Source organism: Pedobacter sp. SG908 (assembly GCF_011759615.1).
GTDB lineage: Bacteria > Bacteroidota > Bacteroidia > Sphingobacteriales > Sphingobacteriaceae > Pedobacter > Pedobacter riviphilus.
Genome location: NZ_JAAOYY010000001.1, coordinates 620,275 through 639,084, shown reverse-complemented (window position 1 = coordinate 639,084; position 18,810 = coordinate 620,275). Strand labels below are relative to the sequence as shown.

16 protein-coding genes are annotated in these 18,810 nt (G+C 36.9%); 11 read left to right on the top strand and 5 right to left on the bottom strand.

Annotated features, from left to right (window positions below):
• Positions 1-313: 313 nt before the first annotated feature.
• Complete coding sequence (locus FHT21_RS02485) at positions 314-1,558, bottom strand: outer membrane beta-barrel protein (protein WP_167293208.1); 1,245 nt, start codon at positions 1,556-1,558, stop codon at positions 314-316.
• Between the two features lie 104 nt (positions 1,559-1,662).
• Between FHT21_RS02485 and FHT21_RS02480 the strand changes: the two genes are divergently transcribed.
• Entirely contained in the window at positions 1,663-2,418 is a 756-nt protein-coding gene (locus FHT21_RS02480) for a DUF1570 domain-containing protein (protein WP_167293207.1), read from the top strand.
• 5 nt (positions 2,419-2,423) lie between these two features.
• Here FHT21_RS02480 and FHT21_RS02475 read toward each other — a convergent pair whose 3' ends face one another.
• Positions 2,424-3,170, bottom strand: a complete 747-nt coding sequence (locus FHT21_RS02475; protein WP_167293206.1) for a hypothetical protein — start codon at positions 3,168-3,170, stop codon at positions 2,424-2,426.
• 136 nt (positions 3,171-3,306) lie between these two features.
• Here FHT21_RS02475 and FHT21_RS02470 point away from each other — a divergent pair, with 136 nt between their 5' ends.
• Entirely contained in the window at positions 3,307-5,130 is a 1,824-nt protein-coding gene (locus FHT21_RS02470) for a DNA polymerase III subunit gamma/tau (protein ID WP_167293205.1), read from the top strand.
• A 78-nt stretch (positions 5,131-5,208) separates the two neighbouring features.
• Here FHT21_RS02470 and FHT21_RS02465 read toward each other — a convergent pair whose 3' ends face one another.
• On the bottom strand, positions 5,209-5,613 hold the full coding sequence (locus tag FHT21_RS02465) for a hypothetical protein (RefSeq protein WP_167293204.1): 405 nt from the start codon (positions 5,611-5,613) through the stop codon (positions 5,209-5,211).
• Between the two features lie 380 nt (positions 5,614-5,993).
• On the opposite strand from FHT21_RS02465, the gene FHT21_RS02460 reads away from it, so the two are divergent.
• Positions 5,994-6,917, top strand: coding sequence for a hypothetical protein (locus tag FHT21_RS02460; RefSeq protein WP_167292723.1), 924 nt, complete (start codon positions 5,994-5,996; stop codon positions 6,915-6,917).
• A 162-nt stretch (positions 6,918-7,079) separates the two neighbouring features.
• On the opposite strand, the gene FHT21_RS02455 is transcribed toward FHT21_RS02460, so the two are convergent.
• Positions 7,080-9,299: an NADP-dependent isocitrate dehydrogenase gene (locus FHT21_RS02455; protein WP_167293203.1), complete on the bottom strand. Its 2,220-nt coding sequence runs from the start codon at positions 9,297-9,299 to the stop codon at positions 7,080-7,082.
• A 588-nt stretch (positions 9,300-9,887) separates the two neighbouring features.
• On the opposite strand from FHT21_RS02455, the gene FHT21_RS02450 reads away from it, so the two are divergent.
• The 4 genes from FHT21_RS02450 to FHT21_RS02435 all read left to right on the top strand — a co-directional run bounded on the left by FHT21_RS02450 (position 9,888) and on the right by FHT21_RS02435 (position 15,857).
• Complete coding sequence (locus FHT21_RS02450) at positions 9,888-11,090, top strand: ankyrin repeat domain-containing protein (protein WP_167293202.1); 1,203 nt, start codon at positions 9,888-9,890, stop codon at positions 11,088-11,090.
• Positions 11,091-11,099: 9 nt separating this feature from the next.
• A complete protein-coding gene (locus FHT21_RS02445; RefSeq protein WP_243853841.1) occupies positions 11,100-12,446 on the top strand; it encodes an ankyrin repeat domain-containing protein in 1,347 nt (448 codons plus the stop codon).
• Positions 12,447-12,642: 196 nt separating this feature from the next.
• Positions 12,643-13,215 (top strand): hypothetical protein, encoded by a 573-nt coding sequence (locus tag FHT21_RS02440; protein WP_167293200.1) that lies wholly within the window; start codon positions 12,643-12,645, stop codon positions 13,213-13,215.
• A gap of 590 nt (positions 13,216-13,805) precedes the next feature.
• Positions 13,806-15,857 (top strand): TonB-dependent receptor, encoded by a 2,052-nt coding sequence (locus FHT21_RS02435; RefSeq protein ID WP_167293199.1) that lies wholly within the window; start codon positions 13,806-13,808, stop codon positions 15,855-15,857.
• 55 nt (positions 15,858-15,912) lie between these two features.
• On the opposite strand, the gene ssb is transcribed toward FHT21_RS02435, so the two are convergent.
• The gene (ssb, locus tag FHT21_RS02430; protein WP_167293198.1) at positions 15,913-16,260 is read right to left on the bottom strand and encodes a single-stranded DNA-binding protein; all 348 of its coding nucleotides are present in this window, start codon (positions 16,258-16,260) and stop codon (positions 15,913-15,915) included.
• 235 nt (positions 16,261-16,495) lie between these two features.
• On the opposite strand from ssb, the gene FHT21_RS02425 reads away from it, so the two are divergent.
• The 4 genes from FHT21_RS02425 to FHT21_RS02410 all read left to right on the top strand — a co-directional run bounded on the left by FHT21_RS02425 (position 16,496) and on the right by FHT21_RS02410 (position 18,807).
• Positions 16,496-16,855: a hypothetical protein gene (locus FHT21_RS02425; protein ID WP_167293197.1), complete on the top strand. Its 360-nt coding sequence runs from the start codon at positions 16,496-16,498 to the stop codon at positions 16,853-16,855.
• Positions 16,856-16,957: 102 nt separating this feature from the next.
• Complete coding sequence (locus tag FHT21_RS02420) at positions 16,958-17,296, top strand: n-acetylglutamate synthase (RefSeq protein WP_167293196.1); 339 nt, start codon at positions 16,958-16,960, stop codon at positions 17,294-17,296.
• 43 nt (positions 17,297-17,339) lie between these two features.
• Entirely contained in the window at positions 17,340-17,876 is a 537-nt protein-coding gene (locus FHT21_RS02415; protein WP_167293195.1) for a MepB family protein, read from the top strand.
• Positions 17,877-17,967: 91 nt separating this feature from the next.
• Entirely contained in the window at positions 17,968-18,807 is an 840-nt protein-coding gene (locus tag FHT21_RS02410; protein ID WP_167293194.1) for a methylated-DNA--[protein]-cysteine S-methyltransferase, read from the top strand.
• Positions 18,808-18,810: the final 3 nt, after the last annotated feature.

Below are 18,810 nucleotides of genomic sequence, written 5' to 3'. Positions count from 1 at the left end.
AGCCCTTTCTCTTGTAGGTCCTTCAACAACGATAACAAAAGATTTTTTATCAATACTCATCAATCTACATGGATTTACAAGCCCATATTTAATTCAAATCTGGTATCTGAAGTGATTTTATAAGTGTTGTCTGAATCTGGTCAAAACATTGAACTGCTTTTCCATCTTTCTTAAAATGATAATATTCGCCATCTATTGGCTCTTTTTCACAAAAGGTTACGATTAGGAAATAAGCATCATAGAATGCAATTAATAAAGATATTGTATTTCAATTTTTCAACTAAATAAAACAACAATGTTATTCTATAAAATACTAATTTTTCCCAAAAAGATACCGCACGCCCAATTTATACCTTTGAATTTCTAACTTAAATCCAAAGTAATCACTGATTGCTTCTGGCACAGAAGCTCCAAGAAGAAACTCAACTCTTTTATTTACTACTACACCGGCATTAATTGGAAAAGAGAAGTAAAACTTTTCCAGTTTAACTTCCTCCATACTGAATGTTTCTCCATTTAAGGTGTTTAAACGGGTTCTCTGATTTTTATTGTAAGAAGCTAGATTAAGCCCCAAACCAATACCACCAAAAACTTTGATCTTATCTGTATTGTAAAAATTATAAACCAATTGTGGCGTAAGATTAATTACAGACTGATTAAATTCATGTGTAATCAATGCCTTGGCTGCTTCTGCAGAAGTGACAGATAAATTATACTTCCCAGTTAGAAATGACAATTCCGTTCTAAAAATCAATTTTCTAACAGCTGGGTTAAAAAATAAATCAACGCCTACACTTGCCATAGGCATTATTGAAGTGTTACCGCTTGCATCTGCACTGTTAAGTTCGTTGGTTCCTTTGTACCGAGCCTGACTAATGCTTACACCCGTACCTGCAAAAAAACGGGCTGATGAAAATTTAGGTTTTTCCTTATTATTATTATTATTGATAAAAGTTGCCATTTTTATCAGATCGCTGTTATAAAATTTAAGATCCTTTAATTCACTTTCACTCCTAGTAAGATTAAATCTTCTCAACAGTTCTTGTATCTGGTTAATGTACTTGTTCTGAACTAAGCTTACTGAATTATTGTGTGGATCGTAATATAAATTTCTGATTAACTCCACAGGTGTTGCATTACCTTTTTCTAACACATAATACCGAAGTTTAATATTATCCTGATAAGAAAACAGGGTAATATTTTCCCCGCTTTGCAAAACCTTTAAAAAAACTGCATCAATTTTATTAGATGTATCTATTCCGATTGATAAATCTTCTCTGTTGGTTTTACTTAAACTTATGGTCACTACATATTTTTTAAAGCTAACCATACCTTCAACCTCAAAACCTAAAAGATCCTTTAACCCAAAAACATTAGCTTCACCGCTAATAGTCTTTTTAAAAGTTATCGAAATCGGGTTATTAATTTGTTCTCGATAATCTATAAATCCGGAAATAGTATCTTTATTATTATTAATAATATACCCTTTTTTAAAATTAGATTGGGCAAAAGAAATGATTGGCAGTAGAAGCTGCAACAGTAAGGAAAAGCGTTTCATTGTTAAATTTTAAGATTAGGCAAATATAGAAACACAAACTACATTTTAAAAAAAAATCAATAGCTTACATTTACATGTCTTAATTAACAACTTTAAACATAAGAATGAATAAATTACTATTATTTCTAATATCAAGTTCTATCAGTCTCTCAACTTACGCCCAATATGTAGAGATCAATCTGGTTAATTGCAAAATAAACGACAATGAGCAAAAGAAAATAGAAAAACTAATTGCTTATGAGCGCATGTTCTGCAACGAAATTTTCGAAACCAGTAATAACATTACTGTTCCTGTTAAAATCAATCTTTATGGAAAATCAAAAGATTACCGCATAGAAAAAAACAAGTATAATGCACCATCATCAACCGGATTCTACATCCCGGCAATAAACCAGGCTTTTATTATGAAGAGTGGCGATTTTATTCCCGTGGCCTTGCACGAGGCCAGTCACAGCATTTTCCAATTTAATTATCAGAAGGCTCCAAAATGGCTAAATGAAGGCCTTGCTGAGTTTTTCGAAACCTTAGATTTCGACAGTGATGGAAATTTATACGCCTACCCACAAAGCAACCGGATTAAAAGTATAAAAGCAGGTTTAGCTTTTAAGGATACCGACAGGTTAAAGACTTTTTTCAGGATCTACGATGGCACTTTTTACGGCCATGGTATTGACGACAACTATAATACGGCCTATAGCATGATCTATTATTTCGTTAAAAACAAAAGTACCAAAGCATTAAAAAACATCATCAAGTTAACTGCACAGGGCTATGATACTGAAAAAGCCATAACACTTACTTACGGCAGCTTTGATACATTTGAAGCAAGTTATAAACAGTTTTATAACCTGCACCATTGATATTATCAATATTGCTTAACTTTTATACGATAGTTACCTTTATAATATTCTTTCATTTTAATTACCTCTTTTGATTTCTCGGTTAGCCAGAAAATGGCATAACTATCTTTGCTGTAATTAATTTTAAGCAGCCAACACTTAACCGAAATATCTACATTCAACTTTAAATCTTCTCTGCCAACTACTTCATAACGATGGTATGAAGCTGATTTTTCGTTGGGATCGAAAAAGGAAATATCGAATTGCTGGCCAACTTTTTTTATTGGTAATAATGGGTAGGTTTCTAAATCCTGCTCCCATGAAATGATCGGGATATCCAATTTAACCGGTTCTTTTTTGATTGCATCATTATTTTTCACGGTATCAGATGGCTGCATCAAGCCATTTTTGTAATCATAGGCAAAAATACCTCTTCGTTTATAACTGGCATAATGATAAATTGGAGACATCGTTTTGCGGTCGCAGATGTTTGTTATTGTAGCGAAAAGGGAATCGTTGTGAAGCCATTTCCAGCCAAATTCTACAACATCATTTTTATCTCTTGTTTTAAACACGGTTGTTCTTTCCCATATATCTCCAACAGTCCGTTTCGTTTCAAGAGAATCGGTCATGTAAACCAGGTAGCTGTTTTTTCCCTCTTTCAGGTTGCTCATCACCAGTTTATGGTTTTGCGCATTTATAGTATCAACCTGTGCCATCGAAGTGCCTGCAAAAGACAGCAATATCGCGCTAATAAAAATTAATATCCTCATTTATAAAGTTTTACGATTAGATTAATTTTATTGGTAAATGTTACGCAATCTTTTATAAATGATTTCAGTATTTCAACTTTTCCACATTCCAACTTTTCAATCTTACAACACTTAAATTTTTCCTATTTTCGTGCCGATGGAAAATTTTATCGTTTCTGCCCGTAAATACCGCCCAGCCACCTTCGAAACCGTAGTTGGCCAGCAGCATATTACCGGTACGTTAAAAAACGCCATTAAAAACAATCAGCTTGCCCAGGCATTTTTATTTTGCGGGCCGCGCGGAGTGGGTAAAACAACCTGTGCGCGTATCCTTGCAAAAACCATTAACTGTACCAACCCTACAGCCGATATGGAAGCCTGTGGCCAATGCGACAACTGCCTTTCTTTCCAGAACGGACATTCTTTTAATGTACACGAATTGGATGCGGCATCGAACAACTCTGTTGATGATATCCGTAGTTTAATTGAGCAGGTTAGAATACCTCCACAAGCCGGAAAATATAAAATCTATATCATTGATGAGGTTCACATGTTATCACAAAGTGCATTTAATGCCTTTTTGAAGACATTGGAAGAACCGCCTTCTTATGCTATATTTATTTTGGCCACTACCGAAAAACATAAAATACTGCCAACTATTTTATCACGTTGCCAGATTTTTGATTTCAACCGCATCCAGGTAGAAGATATTGCCAATCACCTATCAACCATTGCCCAACGCGAAAATATTGCTTTCGAAAGTGATGGTTTACACATTATTGCTCAAAAAGCAGATGGCGGATTGCGTGATGCGCTTTCGATGTTCGATCAGATTGCCAGTTATGCAAATAAGAACATTACTTATAAGGCTGTAATCGACAACCTGAACATTTTAGATTACGATTATTTTTTCAAACTTACCTCTTACTTAACCGCAGCAGAAGTTAGCCAAACCCTGCTCCTGTTTGACGAAATATTAAATAACGGTTTTGATGGCAATAACTTTATTAACGGCCTGGCCACTCACTTCCGTAATTTATTGGTAGGCAAAGATGCATCGACCATTAAACTGTTAGAAGTTAGCGAAAATATTAAACAAAAATATCTTGATCAGTGCAGGCAAACAGAATTATCGTTTTTATTAACAGCATTAAATCTGGCCAATACCTGCGATCTAAATTATAAGAACTCTAAAAACCAACGTTTACAGGTAGAACTGGCGCTGATTAAAATGTGCCACATCCGGTCGGTCGTCAACTTAGCACAACAGCCTTTAAATCCTAATAATACAGCAACTGACGTAGATCAGGATAAAAAAAAAACTAATGTCGTAGCTGAGCAAGCTGAAAGTCCAAAGCTGAAAGCTGAAAGCGAAAAGACTATTTCTGTACCAGCACCTGCCCTTAGTGCCCCTGTTTTACCCAATATTCTCCCAGAAGAAAAGCCTAAGGATATACCTAGGGTTGGCCCGCAGCCATCCACAACTTCTATCAGTATTAATATTCCGAAGGCAAATGCTATAAGTACACTCATCCCTTCATTAAACGATTTGGAACGCATAGCCCAAGGAGATGATGACGAGGGGCCAAAGAAAGTTACCGGCGATGCACGAGAAGCATTTAGTTACGACCGCTTACTGGAAGTGTGGAATGCCTTTACCCAGAAAATGAAGGCTGCAGATAAAATCAATCTTTTTACCATCTTAAATAATTTCGCTCCTACGCTTTTAAATCCCGAGCTGATCGAAATTTCGGTAGAGAGTAAAACGCAAGAACATCTCGTACAACAAGAGTCTGTTGAGCTTTTAAATTTCTTGCGGAACGAGCTTAGAAACTTTGGTGTTGAGGTTACATATAAGCTTGTTGAACGTAAAATAGAAAACAGGCTCTATGGTAACCGCGAAAAGTACGATTATCTGGTAAACAAAAATCCAAAACTGGATGAACTGCGTCGGAGATTTAATTTAGACATTAACCCTTAGTCAGTTGACAGTTTCCAGTTGACAGTTTTTAAATTACTGGGAACCGAAGGCTGCCAACTGCAAGCCAGATACGGCTAACTAGGATTGCGTATCATTGATCGGATAACCTTCTTCGTCTAAGTCGTCGCGGTTATCTTCTGGTGTACGGGCAAGAATTTCATCCTCTGGACTAAGTTTAACACTTTCACCATTGTCTACATGCATACCCAGCTCTTCTAAGTTATCTTCGGCAATTTCTTCATTACGGGCATATTCATCGCCAACATACGGATTTGCTTCATCATATGTAGAATCATCATCTTTCGCACCTGCAGCAACCGTTTCGTAACCCATCGGATGATCGTAATCGCTATCGGTACTTCTTACATCTAGCTCATAACTTTGTTTATTTTCGTCATAAGCTAAATTCTCTTTATTGATTTCGCTATTTTCTGTGGTACTATGTATTTTATCTTGCGATCCTTTATTCTCGTTAATTGCCATGGTATAGATCTCCTTTAATTTATATGAATATAACAAATTGATATGAATAAGGTTTGTTTCATACTTAACAATAGTAAAATTATCTGGGCGTGCTCCAAGCCGTGCAAGGATCAGGCTATATACAACAAATCCTCGGCCGATGAATCCCGATTTTACATCGGGAGGGCTGTGGGCTTTCCGTTGCTATCCCTCACGTAGGCAAAGTGCCAACTAACATAGTAACGCAATATCTCAATTGTATTTTAATCAGCCAGCAAGAATACCGGGTTAGAAATAGATTTTACAGTAGCTGCGCTAATCATCCCTCTTTGCTACGGAAAACCGTAAAGTATATCATTATCAACCGTGTAGTTTTGAATATAATCAACAAAAAACAAACTATGGCATTTTTAGATCACAACGGGGAAAGTGAATTTCCAATGTCGAAAGACAAAGTTTTTGAAGCAATGTTATTTGCAATTCCAACAATTAAAGGGTTACAGATCGAAAGTGCAGATAAACTACAAGGTCGGTTTATGGTAAAAGCAGGAGTTAGCTTGTACAGTTGGGGCGAAAATATACCGATACAGTTGACGGAAATCGCAGAAAATAGAACCAAAGTCCAGATTACTTCCTCACCTAAAACAGGAATTATGTTTGGGGGAGCATTCGACATGGGGAAAAACAGGCAGAATATTGAAAATATTCTTTCAAGTACCTCCAAGATATTATCATCAGAAAATAAACAGAAACTGCTTCAAACAGATATAGTGCCTTTTCAAAATAATGATTTCCACACAAATCCAAACTTTACAATTCCCAATCATTCAAGTCGCTGGTACGAAAAAACTTGGCTAACAATAATTTTATGTATAATCTTTTTTCCGGTTGGCCTTTATGCCCTTTGGAAAAATTCATCTATATCCAAAGGATGGAAAATTGGAATAACCGTAATAATATCCTTAATTGTATTATCAAATTTAGGTGGGAATGATAAAATCCCATCAAAAATTCGAAATACGGTTGAAAAGAAAGAGCCTAATCCCCCAAAAGTCGAAAACGTTAACAATACTCAACAAGATGTAGTTGATGCAACAAAAGAAGAAATTACGGAAAAATTGAAAGCAAAAGCTAAAAAAGATTGGCCTGATGATTATACCACACAAGAATTTTGGGTTAATGAGCAAATAAATGCTTATGAATATATGTTAACTATTGAAGATAACTCAATAAAAGCGAAGGCACAACGAGACTGGCCCCTTGACTTTACAACTCAAAAGTTCTGGTATAATGAACAAATTGAGGCTCAAGAGCGCCTGAAGTAATAGAACCTATTATCCAATAGATTATGCCGCGCAGACAGAAATAATATTAAAGAGTTGTCAACTTCCGTACTAGAGGCATATTAAAGTTGACAACTCTAAATATTAGCGTCCTGATTTCTACATCAGGACGCTAATATTTAGAGTTGTCAACTCAAATTTAGCTTACAAAGAAGCTAAAGATGTATTTAATGTTTCACTCGGGCGCATGGCTTTGCTTGCCAGCTCATCGTTAGGGTTATAGTAACCACCAATGTTTTGAGGCTTTCCTTGCGCACCGATTAACTCTTCGTTAATTTTAGCTTCGTTTGCTAATAAAGTTTTAGCCAATGGTGCAAATCTTGCTTTCAAATCAGCATCTTTTGTTTGAGCAGCTAAAGCCTCAGCCCAATATAAAGCCAAATAGAAGTGAGAACCACGGTTATCGATAGTACCTAATTTTCTACCTGGCGATTTGTCGGTTGCCAAAAATTTAGCATTAGCTTCATCTAAAGCATCGGCCAATACCTGCGCTTTTGCATTATTTTGGGTTTGAGATAAATGCTCTAAAGAAGCTTGAAGTGCCAGAAACTCACCTAATGAATCCCAACGTAAATAACCTTCTTCGATAAATTGCTCAATATGTTTTGGGGCAGAACCACCAGCACCGGTTTCAAACAAACCACCGCCGTTCATTAATGGAACGATAGAAAGCATTTTCGCTGAAGTTCCTAATTCTAAAATCGGGAATAAATCTGTCAAATAATCACGCAATACGTTACCGGTAACCGAAATGGTATCTAAACCTTTGCGGATACGCTCCAAAGTAAATTTAGTTGCTTCAATCGGCGCTAAAATGCGGATATCTAAACCTGTAGTATCGTAATCCTTTAAATAGGTGTTGACTTTAGCAATGATTTCTCTATCATGCGCTCTTTTCTCATCTAACCAGAAAACCGCTGGCGTTTCTGATAAACGCGATCTGTTCACTGCTAATTTTACCCAGTCCTGAATTGGTGCATCTTTAGTTTGGCACATGCGGAAGATATCGCCTTTTTCTACTTTCTGATCAAAAAATACTTTACCATCAGCATCGGTAACACGGATAATTCCTGCACCGGTAGCCTGGAAGGTTTTATCATGCGAACCATATTCTTCAGCTTTTTGAGCCATTAAACCAACATTTGGCACCGAACCGATTGTGGTTACATCAAAAGCACCGTTTGCTTTACAGTCATCAATGGTTGCAGTATAAACGCCAGCGTAAGAACGGTCTGGAATTAAAGCAATGGTATCCTGAAGTTTACCTTCTTTGTTCCACATTTGTCCCGAGGTACGGATCATTGCTGGCATAGAAGCATCAACAATCACATCCGATGGTACGTGTAAGTTCGTAATTCCTTTATCAGAGTTTACCATGGCCAAAGCAGGTCCGTTTTCAATGGCCTGTGCCAAAGCCGCTTCAACTTCTGCCTGTTTAGGGTTGCCTGCAATTTTTGCGTACACATCACCTAAACCATTGCGGGTATCAATATTTAGTTCTTTGAAAAGATCCGCATATTTGGCAAAAACATCTGCAAAATAAACTTCAACAATAGCCCCGAAAATAATCGGATCAGAAACCTTCATCATCGTTGCTTTTAAGTGCGCTGATAATAAGATGCCTTCAGCTTTAGCTTCTGCAATTTCCTTGGCAACAAAAGTTTTTAAAGCAGATAAGCTCAATGCAGAACTATCAATCACCTCTCCTGCTTTTAGTGGCGATAAACCTTTTAATTCGGTTACTGTACCATCAGCAGCTACAAATTCTATTTTAAATTGGCTTGCTTCAGCAACAGTGGTAGACTTCTCTGAACCGTAAAAATCGCCTTCAGTCATACTGGCTACTTTGGTTTTCGAATCTGCAGACCACTTACCCATTGAGTGTGGATTTTGTTTAGCATAGTTTTTAACGGCTTTAGGTGCTCTACGATCAGAGTTACCTTCGCGTAAAACCGGATTTACAGCCGAACCTAAAACTTTTGCATATTTAGCTTTAATTGCTTTTTCTTCGTCCGTCTGCGCATTATCAGGGTAATTTGGAATAGCAAAGCCCTGCGCCTGAAGCTCAGTAATTGCACCTACCAATTGTGGGATAGACGCAGAAATATTTGGTAATTTGATGATGTTAGCTTCTGGAGTGGTAGCCAAAGCACCAAGCTCTGCTAGCGCATCACCAATTTTTTGATCGTCTTTTAAATACTCGGGAAAGTTGGCCAAAATTCTTCCTGCTAAAGAAATATCTCTGGTTTCTACATCAATACCTGCTGATGCGGTAAAAGCTTGTACGATAGGTAAAAGTGAGTAGGTTGCCAACATTGGCGCCTCATCGGTTTTGGTGTAGATAATTTTTGATGTATTTGACATGTTTATATTGATTTTGCTTATTAAGGTTAATTATTCAACCGGTTTCTAGGTTTGTAAACCGATCTTTTTAAAATCGCCTAAAGATAAAATAATCGAATGAATTAAGGAACATCGCAATGTTATTTCTGGTTTGGATTAGCAATTCATTTGTTAAAAACAGATAATCTTCATCATAGTGAAATAATAATAAAACATACTATTGTTTTTAGGGAGCGCAAGGTCATTTACTCTATTTAGAGTCAGTCCTGCTCTCCGCTTTATCCCGATGAAATATCGGGGATACCCGCTTCGATCAGGGCTAGAAACTTAGGCCTGTGGCACAGAAAATTAACATAGTAGCAGAAAAATACCCCAAATAAACCTGATCGAACGGATGCCATTTTTCATGGCAGAAGGCAGAGCAGGAAGAAATTAACCAATGGAATACTGCAATTGCTTTTCAAAAAAATAAACGACCATATTATAATAAGGTATAGTTTTATCTGTCTTTAGTGCAACACCCCAATATTTTTTCGTGAACTATTTCTTTGGCTAAACTTTTGTAGTGTCAAAACCACATATCTATCTATTTTAAACTTTTTAATTGAAATGACCGAACCTACCTTAGATCAACAGTTAAATGCCCGCAAATTCGAAGAGGCTAAAAGCATGATGCGTAACGGCGAAAAACTTTCTAAAAGCATTCAGGAACATCATAAGTCATCGATTTTTGATCATCTGGTGAGAGAGAAACAGTACGAAATCCTGATTATGATGCTAAAGGACAAAACCATCGAAACCGACATTTATGAATTCGACAGTTTTGACAAAAGCATTTTTCAGGCTATTGTCCGCAACCTTGGTAATGATGATGAAGATATTGCATTTTTCAATGAATTTATTACTCATTTCGACAACTTAAATGACGAGGTTAACACCAAAACACTATTAAGTTATTTCTTCGAAAACGGGGTGAGTTTAGCGCTGATTAAAGCATGTATCGATGCAGGTTGCACCACCACCTTCAAAAACAATGCAGAGGAAAACTACATCCATCAGGTAGTGAAAAGCAGTTTCCGAAGGTATAACCTAAACGATGAACAGACTACCGATCTGCTTAAAGGATATATCGATATTCTCCTTAACGAAGGTATTGACATTAATGAAGGCAATGTGGTGCAGGAAAGCCCATTAATTACCGCAATAAAATTTAACAAGAAAAATTTAATTGCCCATCTGCTCGAAAATGGCGCCGATCCCAATCATACCGACCGCGATGGAAATTCAGCTTTCTTTTATGCAGTGGCACATTCACAGAGTGAAAACATATACGATACGCTGCGCAATTTCGCCTCACCAGCTTTTGACCAGGTTAATAAAAACGGCGAAACATTATTATTTGAATATGTGCGAATGATGTCGAACAGTGAAAGTGGGATAAATTTTCTTAAAAAACTGATTGAAGATGGTGCCGATCTATATCAGGCCAGCACCTGGTACAGTGCAGATAAAACCCCGTTAGATATAATCGCTGAAAAGCATGCTGATATTTTACAGGCGGTTTTGGAAACCGGACAGGTAGATGTAAACAGGGCCGATAATGAAGGGAATACCTTGCTGCATAAAGTTTGTGCCTACAATGTAAACTATGAAGCAGAAAAAGCGAAAGAAACTTATCGTAAAGTAAAACTTTTGATTGAAAATGGAGCAGATATTGCTTTAACCAACGATCAGGATCAAACCGCACTGATGCTTGCATCTGATGATAACCTGAAAATAAAAACTGTAGAACTGCTCATGAAACAATCTTAAAATATGTCGATGTCATTTATTATTGCCTGCGAAAGCGGCAAGCGCAAAATAGCCGAACTTTTATTGGCCAACCAAGAGGTAGAGGTAGGTTATACAGATGAAAAAGGCAGAACAGCCCTCCATTATGCCGCCCACCGTGGATATTTAGACCTTGTACGGATTTTAATAGATCGTGGGGCAGCTTTAGATTACGAAGATCATGCCGGCGAAACACCTTTTTATTTTGCATGCTTACAAAAACAGAAACAAACCGCACTATTTCTTTTAGATAAAGGTGCAAGAGTTGATATTAAGGATTTTAAAGGCAACAGCTTATTACACCTAACTGCACAAAGCGGACAGATTGAAGTGTTAGAAAAACTACTCAATCAAGGTCTTGAAGTTGACGGCGAAAATAACGAGGCAGAAACGCCTTTGCTTATTGCTGCAAGCTGGAGGAACAAAGAAATTGTTCAAAAATTATTGGAATTTGGCGCCAATATCAACACCACTAATAAACATGGCGATTCACCCTTAATTTTTGCGGTTAAATCTAAAAACACGCCAATGGTTGAGCTTATTCTCGAAAAAGGTGGAAATATTAACCACGTTAATCATGCCGGAGAATCGGCCTTACTAATTGCTTGTTATGATGCCAACAGGATGCTCACCAAAGTATTGGTGGAAAAGGGCGCAGATGTATTCGTTTCATCAAAAGATGGCCTGTCGCCTATCTGGTATGCCTGTGCCAATAACCAGAAAGAAATTGTTGATTTATTTTTAACCAATGGTATAGATGTAAACTATGCTAAACCGCTTTCGGGTAACGACGATTCCATGTATTCGTACTTAGAATGGGTAGAAACTGCCAATAACATTTCCATTTCGGCTAGCTTCTCTTTCGATAACAATTACAACTACGGAGGCGAAAGCATGCTGCATGTAGCAGCCAAAAGTGGCCATTTAAGTATGTTAAAGCTATTAATCGAAAAAGGTGCAAATATTAATATTCAGGATGAAAGCGGGAACACTGCTTTACATTACTCGGCTGCCAATGGTAAAAAAGATGCAGTAAAATTTTTACTCGAAAAATCGGCCGACCCTACCATTGTAAATGTAAAGGAACAGAAAGCAATAGATTATTCGAATATTAAGGGTTTTAATGAAATTACAGAACTTTTGTTGAAATATGGCCTTCCAGCTAAGCAAAATGTACAAGAAACAAGTACCCTATTAACAAAAAATACTGCTGAAACTCCGAAAAATGATACAGCTGCGAAAAAACAGGCATTATTAGATTTAAAAGAGTTACTCGATGCCGGAATTTTATCGCAGGAAGAGTTTGATGCGGAAAAAGCTAAGGTTTTAAATGGTTGAGTGGCAGCTCCATTGCAACTGATTGGCTTTAAGATTTCGTCATTGCTTCGTCGGCTGAAAAGCCTTCTCCGCAATGACGAAATATCTATTCAAAAATATTGTCTAATAAAATTTTAGTTATAAATTTATTTTCAAGAACTTTCTGGGTCAGTAAATCTAAATTTGATCGGGAAATTCGACATTAACGCTCACACAAATGAAAAGTAACCCTAAAACCAAACTTCAATTATCTTTCTTTCTCTTTCTTTCCATCTTTATATATGCCTGTTCTCACAAATTATATGTTGACGAAAGTAAACGCTATCAAGCAGGGACATTAACCGAGTCGCAAGTAGATTCTCTGCATCTTTTTTTAAAGCAGAACGAAAGGCTAGCTTTAAAAGACACCATCATTATTAAATACGATTTCAATAAAGACGACTGTTGGAAAGACCTGAGCTATCAGAACGCAGAATTCTTGAACAATGTAAGATGGGCCTTTCAAAAAAACATTCTCGAAAAAGCCGAGGCCAGGCCGAAAGTTGCCATTTACCAATATCGTGAGGAGGGAAAAAGTTTCAGTCCAATTAAATCAAAAGGTTTAGAAATAGAAACCGATTTGGGCTTTCTTAGAAAATTACTATTTAAAGAAGTTACTTCTTGTGGAACCTCCGCAATTATCCTTCCTAACGGAAAATTTTTACTGGTAAAATCAGATCCTCAGTTCTCTGCGCTGATATTAAACGCACAAGATATCGAAAAGAAATTGCAAGAAAATCTGGTTAAATAAATACCAGGTTAAATCAGCTTGCGTTAGAAACGATTTAACAAAATTTAACTAAAAAATTAGGTGTAATGCCGTAACTTAGTTTTTAACTAATCGTTTTCAAATTAATACTGGAAAAATTATGATCAAATTCCTTTACTCCACTCTTACAATCTCAGAAGCACGCCATCTTTTGATGACCGGATTTTTGTAGATCAATCAAGAATTGAATTTTAAAGGAATTATATAAGCGTACTTCCCTGTTATCATCATAGCATTGAGCCAGGGAAAATAATATGCGCTCTCAAGGAAGGTGCTCTAGGGTACTTTCCTTTTATTATTTTAATCCTATGGTAATTATGCCGCACTAAAAATTTCTCTCCGTTTTTAATTTTATCTTTTAAAACTAATTTTCTTTATCAACCGAGCTGGCTAGAAAATAAAAACTTTTTGCAGCCATACGCATATCCGCTGTTACTTTTGCCTATCAACCACTTTCATAACGTAAAAAGTAGAAGACGATATAATAATAGTTTATAAAATAACCGCGCTTTACCAGAATATGCGCTAAATTTATCTGCCAATCTGTGGTTAAACCATCAATTATCATCCTATTGAAACCGAACCTTACTCTACTCTTAACATTACTTTCTTTTACTGGTTTAGCACAAACAATAAAACCCGATTCGACTAAGAGACTCGAAGAAGTTACTGTAAAAGGTTATTATAACCATCAAACCTTGCTAAGATCAGTATCGGCTGTTAACCTGGTAGATAGTAGTTTAATAAAAAACCAGCCCAACAGCTCATTAGTGAGCATGCTAAATACTGTTCCTGGTGTACGCATGGAAGAACGTTCGCCTGGTAGTTATCGCCTATCACTCCGTGGCAGTTTGCTCCGGTCTCCCTTTGGCATTCGGAATATTAAAATTTACCTCGACGATTTCCCCTTAACGGATGCTGGTGGAAATACCTACCTAAATGCTTTAGATGTTTCTGCGGTAGGTACGATGGAAATTTATAAGGGTCCTGAAGCCAGTATTTTTGGCGCAAATACGGGAGGTGCTCTTTTAATCAACGCTCCCGCTATAAACCGCAATGAAATTAATGTTTCCGCTACTGGCGGTTCCTATGGTCTCTTCCATCAAACGGCATCGATTAAACAGCAATATAAAAAGTACAGCTTTAGTTTTAACGAAGGATATCAGAGAAGTGATGGGTACCGAGAAAACAGTGCAATGGATAGAAAATATTTTCAAACTTTGCAGCAATGGAATTATAACAGTGCTGGCAGTTTAAAGGCTTTTGCCTTTTATAGCGATTTAAAGTACGAAACGCCAGGAGGGTTAACGGCTGCTCAATCAGATCAAAACCCTAAACTGGCCCGTCCGGCAACATCAACGTTACCTGGGGCCATTTCACAGCAAGCCGCCATTTACAATAAAACCATTTTCGGGGGGATATCGAATTCCTATCAGATTAGTCAGCGGTTGAAACACGTAATTGCTTTATTCACCTCTTACACCGATTTCAAGAACCCCTTTATTACCAATTATGAAAAGCGCTACGAAAGTACACTTGGATTAAGAACATTCTTAGAATACGCCCAGGCAAAAGAAGACTTTAAATTTAATGCTCAAATTGGATTAGAGCATTCTGCCACCAAAAGTCAGATTAAAAATTTTAATAATAATGGTGGTGAAGCGGCAGCAATGCAGGCTTCAGACCGCCTAAAAGCTGGTCAGGATTTTGCTTACTTCAGATTAAACTTCGACATCAACAGTAAATTCCTGATCGAACTTGCTTCGAGTTTAAATTTCTACAGATACAATTATGAGAGTTTTTTCCCAGTGGTTATAGCCTCAAAACAAAGAAAATTCGATGGCCAGTTTATGCCAAAGGCAGCAGTATCTTATCTCATCACTTCTGATTTTTCGGCCAGGGCTTCAGTTAGTAAAGGTTATTCGCCCCCAACCATTGCAGAAGTAAGATCGTCGGATAACAATATCAATAATGGCCTACAGGCTGAACTTGGCTGGAATTACGAATTAGGCATGCGTTATAAAACCAAAAACAATCGTTTTTACGCCAATGGAAACCTATTCAGTTACCATTTGAAGGATGCTATTGTTAGAAGGTTAAATCAAAACGACGCCGAGTATTTTATCAATGCCGGGGGAACCAAACAGCTGGGAATTGAACTGGAAGCTGCCTTTTGGATGATCAAAAATAATGAGTCTTTTTTAACAGGTTTACAATGGAGAAGTAATTATACTTTTAGCCATTTTAGATTTGAAAATTTCGCGAACGGCACTAGTACTTTCAGCGGTAACAAACTTACTGGAGTTCCGGAAAGTATTTTAGTCAATAGTTTAGAATTTAACTTTCCGAAAACATTTTATCTATTTATACAACACAATTATACTTCTTCAATCCCTTTAAACGATATCAATACCGTTTTTGCGAAAAGGTATCACTTGGTTGAAAGTAAATTAGGCATCAGAAATTTAAGAATCAATAAAACCCATTTAGATCTATTTGTAGGGGCAAACAACCTACTTAACGTGAAATATAGTTTAGGCAACGACTTAAACGCCGCAAATGGAAGGTATTTTAACCCGGCACCAGGAATTAATTTTTACACAGGCCTCTCCATTAAACTATAATCTTTAAATCGCATCATATAAATTGACCATCTATATGATGCGATTACGCTATAAGCTAAAAGGCCTCTTTCTTTTCTCTTTCCTTGATAATTATATTGCTAACAACTATTTCGATTGCATAGCGCTTTTTCCCGTCAGCGCCATCGTAACTATTGGTCTGTAACCTACCTTCAACGGTTAAGCTTGTACCCTTTTTAACCTGAGCCTCGGCAAGCTCGGCTTTTGCATTCCAGAAACTTAAATTAAACCACTGGACTCTTTTTACTTCCTCACCTGATGAATTTCTATAGTTTTCGTTTATAGCCAGGTTAACCTTTGCTAATTTTTGACTTCCAAAATTTTTAATTTCTGCATCTGCTCCTGCAAATCCGCTCAATACTACTTTGTTAACTGCACTTTCCATGATCTTTAAATTTTAAGTTTCTAAATGTTTAACGAACAATTATCACCTCGATAACCGACAGGACAAAATTGTAAACGGCATCAAAAATTAGTCGGATTGTAAACATTTATAGCCGTTTATAAACGTTTATACACGGATAGCATGCCCTTAAAGCTTCAATATGATGTTTTATTTTTATTCCACCATTTTATTTTATAAATTAGGGCATCATCCCATAATAAAAAAAGAAATTATTATGGAACGTTTATGTTTAGACTGCGGAACCTCGATCAGAGGAAGGGCCGATAAAAAATACTGCGATGATTCTTGCCGCAGCAATTACAACAATCGTTTGAAGATTGATGATAATCTCGTGATTAAAAGGGTAAATAACATACTCAAAAAGAATCGCGCTATCCTTGCTGCGCTTAATCCAAATGGTAAAACAAAGATTACCAGTAAAAAGCTGGTTTCGGCAGGCTTTAATTTTGAATACCACACCTATAGTTACGAAACCCAGAATGGAAACACATACATTTTCTGCTATGAATATGGTTACTTACTTTTAAATGAAGAGCGTTACCTGCTGGTAAAAAGAGAAGAAAGTTTGGGCTAGCTTAGTTACAATGCTTTGGTTTGCTCGATTAAACATCTAAAATTTGCGGAAGCTAATCGGCTGATTTTTTAATTCAAGAGGAGATGATTAGTTTTATCAAATATGATAAACTATAACAACAAGCTTTTTAAACCCGTAAATAATACAGAAAATGGTGAAATATCAAATGAAACCATTTTTAGATATAAACAAACAGGAAGTATCCTAACCGCAGAATATGAGGGTGGAAAAATTATGTCTGGCCATTTAATTGGCTTAGTTGATGAAAACGGTAACATCGAAATGCGCTATCACCAGGTAAACAAACAAGGCGAGCTCATGACCGGAATCTGCAATTCAAAACCAGAGCAATTAGCCAATGGCAAAATTAGACTTCATGAAACCTGGCAGTGGACATCAGGAGATAAATCGAAAGGACAGTCAATCATTGAAGAGCAATAAGCTTAGTTACAAATAGATTTCCATCTCAATTTGCAAGCCCAATATGCCTCTAGAAGAAACTCTTATAAATCGAATATCATCTATATTACTAGCCACATCCAATTTAGTTTACGGCCCGCTTAATTATCAAATAAATAACCTGCAAATTGAAAATGAAAGTCAGGAATATGCGGCCTGTACCTTTGAGCTAAATAGCGTAAAAATCAAACACCGCCTTTCTAAAATCACCCCAACCAAGACGGGGCAATTTGTAACTATATGGAAACGGAATGAAGCAGGAATTACTACTCCGTTTACTGATCAGGATGAATTTGATCTGTTAATTATATCTGTTAATAGTGCCCACAGATCTGGCCAGTTCATTTTTCCAAAAGCCATATTGGCACAACATAAAATTATTACAGCAAAAGGAATAGAAGGCAAAAGAGGTATTAGGGTTTATCCGCCCTGGGATACAGTAACAAATAAACAGGCAGAGAAAACCCAACAGTGGCAAGCACCTTATTTTCTTCATATAGACATCAATGGAAATACCGATCTTGCACAAGCAAGGAAATTAATTGACAACGGAATTAAATAAACAGGATTTTAAAATCCTGTTAAACTTAGCAAGTTTCGGGTAGTTTGTCGTTTCTTTCCAAACTACTTTTGAATATCAATTATTCAAGACCATGAAAGTACAAGAAGAGATCAATTTCAATCGCATAGCCGAAGCCATTAGCTACATCAAGGCGAATTTTAAAACACAGCCAGGTTTAGAAGAAATTGCAGAGAAAGTAAATTTAAGCCCCTTTCATTTCCAAAGATTATTTAGCGAATGGGCAGGTACCACTCCTAAACGTTTTCTGCAATATATTAGCATTGGTTATGCCAAAGAAATGCTGAAAGAAAACCAGAGTTTATTCGATACTGCATTAGAAACCGGCTTATCGGGCACCAGCAGACTGCACGATCTTTTTGTAAACATTGAAGGCATGACACCTGGCGAATACAAAAACGGTGGCGAAAATCTTTATATCAATTATAGTTTTGCAGAAAGTCCGTTCGGAAATATTATGGTAGCCAGCACCCCAAAAGGAATCTGTCATATCGCTTTTTACGACGACGAAAATATTGCTTTGGCAAATCTGCAACGGCAATTCCCTGCAGCTCAGTATCAACAGATATTGGATAAAGAACAACAAAATGCTTTATATATTTTCAGTCACGATTGGAGCAAATTACACCAGATTAAACTGCATTTAAAGGGGACAGACTTTCAGTTAAAAGTTTGGGAAGCCTTGTTAAAAATCCCTATGGGTAAATTGGCCACTTATGGCAACATTGCCAAACAATTGCACAACCCTAATGCATCAAGAGCGGTGGGCACGGCGATTGGCGATAATCCGGTGGCTTTTCTCATTCCTTGCCACAGGGTAATACAATCAAGCGGTGCTTTGGGCGGTTACCACTGGGGAGTGAACCGAAAAACAGCCATGATTGGTTGGGAAGCAGCAAAAACCAATATTTAAACC